Raw genomic sequence first — 7,394 nt, 5'->3', positions numbered from 1 at the left:
TAGAGTGAGAACCCCTGCGTATTGAAGGCGGCATTGTTTGCGGCCACAGGCGTAGAGCGGGATCCGCTGCAGTACCTGGGCAAGACCCAGCAAGACCCAAGAAGTACGCCAAGATTCGAGCGGTTGAAGTTTCAGGCAGCCGCTCAAGCAGTTACGCTTGACGACCATAGCAAGGTGGTACCACTCCTTCCCATCCCGAACAGGACAGTGAAACGCCTTCGCGCCGATGATAGTGGACGGACGTCTGTGAAAGTAGGTCATCGTCAAGCTCTTATCCCTCAAAGCCCCGCCGGTTCCCGGCGGGGCTTTGTCTTTGGGCGAGGGCGGCCTGAATGGCTGGCGACAACTCCTTCAAATCGAAGCGCTTTGCGGGTCGTCAATCAGGCTGCAAGCCGCGCCAATGCTGAATGTGCACAAATAACAACGCCCGTGGGCGGGGGGGCTTTGTGCGGTAAGATTGACCGAGTCAATTCGTTGGAGCGTTATCGTGAGTGATACCCAGACCCCCGTGCCCGGTACGAAGTTGGACCTGCGCACGTTGACCCACGTGGCTTACGGCTTGTTTGCCTTGGGCTTTCTGACGAGTGGAATTCTGGGCATCGCGACATTAGCCGCCGTTGTGCTGATGTATCTGAAGCGCTCGGATGCGGCCGGCACGGTTTACGCTGCCCACTTCGACTGGATGCTGCGCACGTTCTGGTGGGCCATGTTGTGGTTGGCCATCAGCGGTATCGCCGTCTACATCTTCATTGGCTGGATCGGCCTGATCGCAACCGTTGTGTGGGTGCTGTATCGCCTGATCAAGGGCTGGCTGGCGTTGCTGGAAGGGGCGGCGCCCACCACCTACGCGTGACCTGAAAGCAATTCGGGCAACAGCAACAAGAAAGGCCGGCGAGATCGCCGGCCTTTTTCATGGGCGTTTGCTGCAGTGCCAAGGACAGGTACTTAGGACAGGACGACATAGGCGGCGACAGCAAGCATCGAGACGCCGAAGACCGCGGCCTGGATGCGTACCGCACGTGGCGTATTGAACCGTCCAAGGATAACCTGGCCGCCATAGATCCAGGGGAAATGGCAGAACAGGCCCAGGACAACGAAGGCGGCGCTTAACTGCGTCACCTGGATGGCGAGGCTGGCGCCAGGCGTGAGGAATTGCGCGAACATGACCACGATCATTGAGTGGATTTTGGGGTTTAGCGCGACGCAGATGAAACCGTCCCGAAAGTCCATTGCTTTCTGCGGCCGCGTTGCATGATCGGGCGCCACGGATGCGCGGAAGAAGCCCCAGGCGAGATAAAGCAGGTAGGCGGCCCCCGCCCATTTCAGGACGGTGTGGAGTTGCGGGTACTCGTGCAGCGTGCCGCCCAAGCCAAACCCGTAGAGCGCGCAGAGCACCAGGTTGCCGGCTTCGAAGCCGATCCAGAACGGCACCGAGCCCTTGATCCCGTAGCGGCCGCCGGCGGTGGCCAAGAGTGTGTTGCCCGGCCCCGGGCTGATGATCATGGGAATGGCGTACCCCAGGAAAACGATCCAACTTTCCCACCCGATCATTACCGCTTCCTTCGAATGTGGTTGCCGCCAGTCCCCCGGGGGTTTCCGTGAGCGGGCGAGGTCGTAGTAGATAGCGCTTCCGGGGCGGCGCCAAACGATCTATTCTCATCCCTTCGATAAACTGAACTAATCGAGAACATGCGCCGTCTGCCACCGTTGGGCGCGTTGCGCGCCTTTGAGGCCGCTGCGCGGCATATGAGCTTTACGCTGGCCGCGGCTGAGCTCTGCGTCACGCAGGCGGCGATCAGCCATCAGGTGCGGCAGCTGGAGCACTGGCTGGGTCATCCCATGTTCACGCGCCGAGGCCATGCATTGGCCCTCACGCAAAAGGGCACGGCCTATCTGGCCGAACTGTCGCAAGTGTTTGATCAGATGGCGGCGGCGACCGAGCGCGTGCGCGACAAGCACGAGGGGCCCTTGCGGATCTCGGTGCTGCCTTCCTTTGCGTCGAGATGGTTGTTGCCGCGCTTGCCGGCTTTTCGTGCCAGGCATCCCGACGTGGAATTGAGGGTGACGAGCTCGGTGCAGCTGTGGAGCGGCGATGACGCGTTCGACATCGGCATCCGTTCGGGATTGGGGCGTTGGCCTGGCCTCAAGGCCGACCTGATTGCACGCGAGTTCTTGAGCCCGGTCTGCAGCCCTGCGTTGGCTGCCGGGCCGCCGGCGCTTAAGCGGCCGGAGGATCTGAAGCGCGTGGCGCTACTGCATGATCAGCCGCGCGCGGCGTGGCAGCAGTGGTGCCAACATACCGACGTCGCATTGGACCTTTCGCAGGGTCTTGTCTTCAACGATGCGGCGTTGGTATTGCAGGCTGCGATCGAGGGACAAGGCGTCGCGTTGGGGCGCCTGATGCTGGCTGCGGACGACTTGCGAAAGGGGCGTCTGGTGCGACTGTTCGAGCATGCTTTACCGAACGATTACAGCTATTGGATCGTGTATGCGCGCTCGTCCGCGCAACGTCCGGAGGTGGCTGCGTTTCGAAGCTGGTTGCTCGAAGAGGCGCGCCAAGCCTAGCGATCAGCGAAATGGGATCGACAGGAACAAGTGAGGGAGTGTGCCGTGTCCACAGAATGTGGAGCAGGGTGTCGCGCGGGAAATGGAACTTGCGCGAGAGGAGGGTGTGCTAGCCCGGCGTGAGCCAGGGCGTCGCGACAATCCAAGAGGCAGGGACGTACGGGGTACGCCCTTTGCCTGCTTACTTCAGATGTGCGTTGACCAGTTTGGTCAGTTCGAACATCGTGACCTGATCTTTGCCAAAGATCGGACGCAGCTTGGCATCGGCGTTGATGTTGCGCTTGTTGCTGGCATCTTGCAGGTTGTGCTTCTTGATGTATTCCCAGATCTTCTTGGTGACCTCGGTACGCGGCACGGCTTCCGAGCCGATGACAGCGGCCAATTCGGCGCTGGGGGTCAGGGGCTTCATGAATGCAGCGTTCGGCTTGCGCGCGGTCGCGGGTTTGGAGGTTGTGGCCATAATGCGGCGCTCCTTCTCTGGCTGTTGGAAAAATTGTCCTGCGGCCGGAGCATAACGTGTCTCTCTCGTAAAGACAAAGGCATTTATCCTCTGTAGCAACTAAAATGCACAGACTGTCCCCCCTACCACGTCATTCTGTAACCTCCTATGTACGCACGATCTCCTTTGGAATCAATTCGCCTATTTCATGACGAATTGACGGCGCTGCGGCGCGATTTGCATGCGCATCCTGAATTGGGCTTCGAGGAAGTCCGAACCTCCGGGATTGTGGCCGGCGCGCTTGAGGCGCTGGGCATCGAGGTGCATCGCGGCATCGGCAAGACCGGCGTGGTGGGCGTGATTCGCGGCAAGCGCTGCGACAGCGGACGCATGATCGGGCTGCGCGCCGACATGGACGCCTTGCCCATGACCGAAGACAACGACTTCGGCCACAAGTCCACCAAGCCGGGCCTGATGCATGGTTGCGGCCATGACGGCCACACCGCGGTGTTGATCGGGGCGGCGAAGTACCTGGCGCAAACGCGCAATTTCGACGGCACGGCCGTGCTGATTTTTCAGCCGGCCGAAGAGGGCCGGGGCGGTGCGCGCGCCATGCTTGAGGACGGCTTGTTCGACACGTTTCCGTGCGACGCGATCTACGCGCTGCATAACTGGCCGGGCCTGCGGCCCGGCACGATCGGCATCAACCCCGGGCCGATGATGGCGGCGGCGGACCGCTTCGAGATCCAGATCACGGGCCGCGGGGGCCATGGCGCGCACCCTTACCAGACGATTGATCCAGTGACGATCGCAGGGCAGATCATCACGGCATTGCAGACCATCGTGTCGCGCAACGTGAACCCGCTGGATTCCGCGGTCGTGTCGATCGGGTCCATGCAGGCGGGGCATCCGGGCGCCATGAGCGTGATCCCGCGCGAAGCCAAGCTGGTGGGCACGGTGCGCACGTTCCGCAAATCGGTCCAGGAAATGGTCGAGACGCGCATGCGCGAACTGGTCACCGCGATCGCCAGCGCATTCGGCGGCACGGCCGAACTGATCTACGAGCGCATCTATCCAGCAACCCTGAACACGCCGCAGCACGCCAACCTGGTGGCCGACATCGCGACCGAGATGATCGGCAAGGAAAACGTGGTGCGCGATCTGGTACCGTCGATGGGTTCCGAGGATTTTTCCTTCATGTTGCAGAGCAAGCCCGGCGCGTACTTCCGGCTGGGCCAAGGCGGCGCCGAGTCGGGCTGCGTGCTGCATAACTCGCATTTTGATTTCAACGATGCCGTCATTCCCCTGGGCAGCGCGATGTTCTGCGCGCTGGCTGAACGGGGCATGCCGCTGGCAGATTAAGAAGCCTTCCATGTCTACTCCAAACACGAATCAGCTCACCATCACCCGCCCCGACGACTGGCACCTGCACCTGCGCGATGGCGCGGCGCTGGAAGCCGTGGTGGCCGATACCGCGCGCCAGTTCGCGCGCGCCATCATCATGCCGAACCTGAAGCCGCCGGTGACCACCACCGAACAGGCGCTGGCCTATCGCGGCCGCATCCTGGAGGCGCTGCGCAAGGCCGGCGGAAATCCGGAAGCGTTCACGCCGCTGATGACGCTCTATCTGACCGACAACACGTCGGCGGAAGAGATCTTTCGCGCGCACGAGTCGGGCCAGGTCTATGCCGTGAAGCTGTACCCGGCGGGCGCCACGACCAACTCGGATGCGGGCGTGACCGATTTGCTGGGCAAGTGCGCGAAGGCGCTGGAAGCGCTGGAAAAATGCGGCATGCCGCTGCTGGTGCACGGCGAAGTGACCGACCCGGCGATTGACGTGTTCGACCGCGAGGCGATTTTCGTCGAGCGCGTGATGAAGCCGTTGCGCCGCGCGTTTCCGGCCCTGAAGGTGGTGTTCGAACACATCACGACGAAGGAAGGCGCCGAGTATGTGCGGGACGCCGAAGGGCCGATCGCCGCGACGATCACGCCGCAACACATGCTGTACAACCGCAACGCGATCTTCCAGGGCGGCGTGCGGCCGCATCTGTACTGCTTGCCGATCTTGAAGCGCGAGACGCATCGTCTGGCCCTGGTCGAGGCTGCCACTAGCGGCAGCCCGCGTTTCTTCCTGGGCACGGATAGCGCGCCGCACGCGCGGGGCTTGAAGGAACACGCTTGCGGCTGTGCCGGCTGCTACACCGCGCTGCACGCAATGGAGCTGTACGCCACGGCCTTTGAGGCCGCGGGCAAGCTGGACAAGCTGGAAGGTTTTGCCAGCTTCCACGGCCCCGACTTCTATGGCCTGCCGCGCAACACCGGCACCCTGACGCTGGTGCGCGAGACGTATCAGGTTCCCGACGAGCTGGAGTTCGGCAATACGACGCTGGTGCCGCTGGCGGCAGGTGAAGCCCTGGCCTGGCGCGCGAAGGTCTGAGCAGCGGGCGCGGGCCCTGATTGGGCGCGCGGCGACGAATGAGAAACGGGGGAGCGGCTGTGCGCCACTCCCCCGTTTTGTTTGCCGTTTGGATGACGGCTATCTATATATATAGATAGGGACGTCAGAGCGTGCCGTCGCGGCGTGCTTCCAGCAGTTCCCAGCGGGCGAATCGTTCTTCGAGTTCGCTTTCCAGTTTGGCGAGTTCGCCGTTGATGCGATCAACCTCGGCGGGCGCATCGCGGTACAGGCTGCCGTCGGCCAGCTTGCCGGCGAGTTCGGCCTGCTGCGCTTCCAGTGCGGCGATGGCGTCCGGCAGGCCTTCAAGCTCGCGCAAGTCCCACGCGTTCATCTTGGTGGCCTTGGCCGGTTTGGGCTTGGCGACCTTGGCGCGCGCGGCGCTTTCGTCGACGGGCTTGGCGGCGCTGTCCGCATCGGCTGCCGGGGCGGATGGCGCGGGGCGCTGGGCGACCCATTCGTCGTAGCCGCCGACGTAGTCGCGCCAGTGGCCGTCGCCTTCGTAGGCAATGGTCTGGGTGACGACGTTGTTCAGGAAGGCGCGGTCATGGCTGACGAGCAGCACGGTGCCGGCGTATTCCTGAAGCAGCTCTTCCAGCAGTTCCAGCGTTTCGATGTCCAGGTCGTTGGTGGGTTCGTCCAGCACCAGCACGTTGGCGGGGCGCGCGAACAGGCGCGCCAGCAGCAGGCGGGCCCGCTCGCCGCCGGACAGGCTGCGCACCGGAGAGCCGGCCCGGGCGGGCGAGAACAGGAAGTCGCCCAGGTACGTCATGACGTGCTTGCGCGTGCCGCCGATTTCGACCCATTCGCTGCCCGGGCTGATGATGTCGACGAGCGAAGCGTTTTCATCCAGTTGTGCGCGCATCTGGTCGAAGTACGCCACCGCCACGTTCGTGCCCATGCGCGTGGAACCGGTGTCGGGCTGCATTTCGCCCAGGATCAGCTTGAGCAAGGTGGTCTTGCCGGCGCCGTTGGGGCCGATGATGCCGATGCGGTCGCCGCGCAGGATCGTCGTGGAGTAGTCATCCACCACGACCTTGTCGCCGAAGGTCTTGCCGACGTGTTCGAGTTCGGCCACGAGCTTGCCCGAACGCTGCCCTTCCGCCAGCGCCAGCGATACGTCGCCGATGCGCTCGCGGCGTTCGGCGCGCTGGACGCGCAGGCTTTCCAGGCGACGGACCCGGCCTTCATTGCGCGTGCGGCGGGCTTCGACGCCCTTGCGGATCCAGACTTCCTCTTGCGCCAGCAGCTTGTCGAAACGGGCTTGTTCCAGGCGTTCGGATTCCAGCCACTGGGCTTTGCGCTCTTGCCATTGGGAGAAATTGCCGGGGAAGCTGAGCAGGCGTCCGCGGTCGAGTTCGACGATGCGGGTGGTGACGGCGTCCAGGAAGCGGCGATCGTGGGTGATGATGACCGCGGCGCCGCGCCAGCTGCGCAGCATCTCTTCCAGCCAGGCGATGCCGTCGAAGTCCAGATGGTTGGTGGGTTCGTCCAGCAGCAGCAGATCGGGCTCTTCGACCAGGGCGCGCGCCAGCGCGACCCGCTTGCGGGTGCCCCCGGACAGGCCCGCGATCTGCGCATCGGCGGGCAGCCCCAGCTTTTCCAGCATGGCGCGCACGCGCGAGGGGCGTTGCCAGTCTTCGTGGTCGCCTTCCACATTGCAGACGACATCGAACACGGTGGCGTTCTCGTCCAGCTCGGGTTCCTGTTCGACCGTGGCGACGCGCAGGCCCGAGTTGCGGGCGATATCGCCGTCGTCAGGCAGCGTCCTGCCGTCGAGCAACCTCAGCAGCGACGACTTGCCGGCGCCGTTGCGGCCGATGAGGCCGATGCGCTCGCCGGCCTGAATGGCGAAGTCGGCGTGGTCCAGCAGCGGGTGGTGGCCGTAGGCCAGCTGGATGTCGGTAAGAGTGATGAGAGTAGCGAGGGCCATGT

General features: G+C 63.5%; 7 protein-coding genes and 1 rRNA gene. 5 read left to right on the top strand and 3 right to left on the bottom strand.

Annotated elements, in window-relative coordinates:
- The first annotated feature begins 156 nt into the window (after window positions 1-156).
- Both rrf and AC27VE_RS25600 read left to right on the top strand, forming a co-directional pair.
- A 5S ribosomal RNA gene (gene rrf / locus AC27VE_RS25605) occupies window positions 157-269 on the top strand.
- 218 nt (window positions 270-487) lie between these two features.
- Entirely contained in the window at window positions 488-853 is a 366-nt protein-coding gene (locus AC27VE_RS25600; RefSeq protein ID WP_006226250.1) for a DUF4870 family protein, read from the top strand.
- Between the two features lie 92 nt (window positions 854-945).
- On the opposite strand, the gene AC27VE_RS25595 is transcribed toward AC27VE_RS25600, so the two are convergent.
- Entirely contained in the window at window positions 946-1,503 is a 558-nt protein-coding gene (locus tag AC27VE_RS25595) for a LysE family translocator (protein WP_488705348.1), read from the bottom strand.
- A gap of 186 nt (window positions 1,504-1,689) precedes the next feature.
- On the opposite strand from AC27VE_RS25595, the gene gcvA reads away from it, so the two are divergent.
- The gene (gene gcvA / locus AC27VE_RS25590; protein WP_488705347.1) at window positions 1,690-2,565 is read left to right on the top strand and encodes a transcriptional regulator GcvA; all 876 of its coding nucleotides are present in this window, start codon (window positions 1,690-1,692) and stop codon (window positions 2,563-2,565) included.
- Window positions 2,566-2,746: 181 nt separating this feature from the next.
- Here the strand turns inward: gcvA and AC27VE_RS25585 are convergent, their stop codons facing one another.
- Window positions 2,747-3,025, bottom strand: a complete 279-nt coding sequence (locus AC27VE_RS25585) for an SWIB/MDM2 domain-containing protein (protein ID WP_006217453.1) — start codon at window positions 3,023-3,025, stop codon at window positions 2,747-2,749.
- A gap of 147 nt (window positions 3,026-3,172) precedes the next feature.
- Here AC27VE_RS25585 and AC27VE_RS25580 point away from each other — a divergent pair, with 147 nt between their 5' ends.
- Together AC27VE_RS25580 and pyrC are read left to right on the top strand one after the other, a co-directional pair.
- Entirely contained in the window at window positions 3,173-4,366 is a 1,194-nt protein-coding gene (locus AC27VE_RS25580) for a M20 aminoacylase family protein (protein ID WP_006226253.1), read from the top strand.
- Entirely contained in the window at window positions 4,362-5,441 is a 1,080-nt protein-coding gene (gene pyrC / locus AC27VE_RS25575) for a dihydroorotase (protein WP_488705349.1), read from the top strand. Before AC27VE_RS25580 ends, pyrC begins: the two co-directional genes overlap by 5 nt.
- 124 nt (window positions 5,442-5,565) lie before the next feature.
- Here the strand turns inward: pyrC and AC27VE_RS25570 are convergent, their stop codons facing one another.
- On the bottom strand, window positions 5,566-7,392 hold the full coding sequence (locus tag AC27VE_RS25570) for an ATP-binding cassette domain-containing protein (protein WP_315138003.1): 1,827 nt from the start codon (window positions 7,390-7,392) through the stop codon (window positions 5,566-5,568).
- Window positions 7,393-7,394 lie beyond the last annotated feature (2 nt).

The organism is Achromobacter sp. 18P8.1.1 (assembly GCF_057799415.1).
Note: the sequence above shows the minus strand (reverse complement) of the source record. Positions and strands in the feature narration are given on the sequence as shown.

Bases quoted from the DNA above. Each gene is read 5' to 3' on its own strand.
- AC27VE_RS25595 (WP_488705348.1), bottom strand. From the start codon at position 1,503: ATGATCATCAGCCCGGGGCCGGGCAACACACTCTTGGCCACCGCCGGC.
- gcvA (WP_488705347.1), top strand. From the start codon at position 1,690: ATGCGCCGTCTGCCACCGTTGGGCGCGTTGCGCGCCTTTGAGGCCGCT.
- AC27VE_RS25585 (WP_006217453.1), bottom strand. From the start codon at position 3,025: ATGGCCACAACCTCCAAACCCGCGACCGCGCGCAAGCCGAACGCTGCA.
- AC27VE_RS25580 (WP_006226253.1), top strand. From the start codon at position 3,173: ATGTACGCACGATCTCCTTTGGAATCAATTCGCCTATTTCATGACGAA.
- AC27VE_RS25570 (WP_315138003.1), bottom strand. From the start codon at position 7,392: ATGGCCCTCGCTACTCTCATCACTCTTACCGACATCCAGCTGGCCTAC.